This is a genomic window from Actinoplanes sp. NPDC051633 (assembly GCF_040681735.1).
In the GTDB taxonomy this organism is placed as follows: domain Bacteria; phylum Actinomycetota; class Actinomycetes; order Mycobacteriales; family Micromonosporaceae; genus Actinoplanes.
The window spans coordinates 1-2367 of sequence record NZ_JBFAZH010001180.1 but is presented as its reverse complement, the minus strand read 5'-3'; the positions used below and the strand labels follow the sequence as shown (position 1 = coordinate 2367).

The 2367-nt window shown below is 68.9% G+C and carries 3 protein-coding genes; 2 read left to right on the top strand and 1 reads right to left on the bottom strand.

The annotated features are described in order from the left end of the window. Positions 1-16 precede the first annotated feature (16 nt). The gene (locus tag AB0M20_RS38685; RefSeq protein ID WP_364305925.1) at positions 17-247 is read right to left on the bottom strand and encodes a hypothetical protein; all 231 of its coding nucleotides are present in this window, start codon (positions 245-247) and stop codon (positions 17-19) included. Between the two features lie 87 nt (positions 248-334). Here AB0M20_RS38685 and AB0M20_RS38680 point away from each other — a divergent pair, with 87 nt between their 5' ends. Beyond that, on the top strand, positions 335-1726 hold the full coding sequence (locus AB0M20_RS38680) for an OFA family MFS transporter (protein ID WP_364305927.1): 1392 nt from the start codon (positions 335-337) through the stop codon (positions 1724-1726). Between the two features lie 116 nt (positions 1727-1842). Further along, a complete protein-coding gene (locus AB0M20_RS38675) occupies positions 1843-2247 on the top strand; it encodes a VOC family protein (RefSeq protein WP_364305924.1) in 405 nt (134 codons plus the stop codon). Positions 2248-2367: the final 120 nt, after the last annotated feature.

Here is a 2367-nt window from a genome sequence, read left to right as displayed (position 1 = left end):
AAAGGATATACTGAAATTAACAAATATTGCTACCGCGTCGCCGGCGCCGTGCCCCAGCTCGTCGTTTGATGCCGTCCGTGACGTCCTGGATCGCCCGGTCCATCGCCTGCTTGCCGAGCTGCTGGTGGGCCCGGCCGACCTGGACCGTGGCCACGGTGGTGGCCACGCCGCCGACGGCCAGCACGCCCAGCACCAGGACGGCGTGGAGCAGTCGCCGCCTGGCGCGCGGACGCAGCACCCGGCTCACGAGTGTCCCTTCGGCGAAGCGGAACCCGACGTGAGGGCTTACGATCTTCCCGATCCGAGCCATCGATGGAGGTGGGTCCAGATGTCGGTGCTGTCCGCGCTCGACCGGGAGCGGTCCGTCGCCCCGGCGGGCTTCAGCCGGTGGCTGATCCCGCCCGCAGCGCTGTCCGTGCACCTGTGCATCGGTCAGGTCTACGCCACCAGCGTGTACAAGAACTCGCTGGTCAAGCACTTCGACGCCAGCCAGACCGAGATCGGGATCATCTTCAGCATCGCGATCGTCATGCTGGGGCTCTCGGCCGCGGTGGGCGGCACCTGGGTGGAGGCGAACGGCCCGCGCAAGGCGATGTTCGTGTCCGCGTCGTTCTGGGCGACCGGCTTCCTGGTCGGTGCGCTGGGCATCGCGACGGGCCAGCTGTGGTTGCTCTACCTCGGGTACGGCGTACTCGGCGGCATCGGTCTGGGCATCGGCTACATCTCCCCGGTCTCCACCCTGATCAAGTGGTTCCCGGACCGTCCCGGCCTCGCCACCGGTCTCGCGATCATGGGCTTCGGCGGCGGCGCGCTGGTCGCCGGCCCGCTGTCGCGGCAGCTGATGAGCTTCTACGACGACGGCTACGACCCGAACGTCGCCACCTCGACCGCCTCCGGCGGCGCCCTGGTCGCCCTGTTCCTCACCCTCGGCATCGCCTACTTCGTGATCATGATGTTCGGCGTCGCCAACATCCGGGTGCCCGCCGAGGGCTGGCAGCCGGCCGGCTGGGACCCGTCGCAGGTCGCCGCGAAGCCGCTGGTCACCACCGCGAGCGTGTCCGCCGCCAACGCCATCAAGACCCGCTCGTTCTGGCTGCTCTGGGTGGTGCTCTTCTGCAACGTGACGGCCGGCATCGGCATCCTCGAGCAGGCCAGTCCGATGATCCAGGACTTCTTCCGCGACGCCGGCGGCGACTCGTCGGTCGCGGTCACGGCGGCGGCCGGCTTCGTCGGCGTGCTCTCGCTGTTCAACATGGCCGGCCGATTCGCCTGGTCGTCGACCTCCGACCTGATCGGCCGGCGCCCGATCTACATGATCTACCTGGGCGTCGGCATGGTGCTCTACGTGCTGCTGGCCGTCGCCGGGCACACCGCGACCGCGCTGTTCGTGCTGCTCGCCGGGCTGATCCTGTCGTTCTACGGCGGCGGGTTCGCGACCGTGCCGGCGTATCTGCGGGATCTGTTCGGCACGTACCAGGTGGGCGCCATCCACGGCCGGCTGCTGACCGCGTGGTCGGCCGCCGGGGTGGCCGGCCCGCTCATCATCAACGGCTTCCTGGACGCGCAGGGCAAGCCCGGCACGCTGACGGCCGAGGCGTACCGGCCGGCGTTGTTCACGATGGTCGGGGTGCTGGCCGTCGGCTTCGTGGCGAACCTGCTGGTGCGCCCGGTCCCCGAGAGGTTCCACGAGCCGGCCGAGCCGGCCGAGAAGGAGGTGGCGGCATGAGGCTCGTGTTGTCGTGGGCGCTGGTGGCGGTGCTTCTGGGGTACGGCATCATCCAGACGGTCATCACCGCGGCGAAGTTGTTCCAGTAGTCGTACCTCAGGTCTAGGTTGCGGGGCATGACTTCTCGACTGAACCCGTACCTGGGCTTCGACGGCAACGCGCGCGAGGCCATGGAGTTCTACAAGTCCGTCTTCGGCGGCGAGCTCACCATGAACACGCACGGCGACTTCGGCAACCCCGACCCGTCGCTCAAAGACAAGATCATGCACGCTCAGCTGGAGACCGAGCAGGGCTACACGTTGATGGGCGCCGACATGATGCCCGGTACCACGGCGCCGTCCGGCGACAGCTTCAGCGTCAGCCTGAGCGGCGACGACACCGTGCTGCGCGAGTTCTTCGCCAAGCTCTCCGAGGGCGGCGAGGTGACCATGCCGCTGGAGAAGCAGATGTGGGGCGACGAGTTCGGCCAGTTGGTCGACAGGTTCGGCGTCGCCTGGATGGTCAACGTCGGCCAGTCGTAGGGAGCAGGCGGGCGGCTCCCGCGAGGACGACCCGGGTGCCGCGGCCGGTGGTGACGGCCGCGGCGCGCACCACGCCGCTTCGCTGCCGCACCGCGATCTCGGAACGGCCGTCGCGGCGGT

What these genes read in the sequence shown, in the direction of transcription:
- AB0M20_RS38675 (WP_364305924.1), top strand. Translation starts at nt 1,843, where the DNA reads ATGACTTCTCGACTGAACCCGTACCTGGGCTTCGACGGCAACGCGCGC.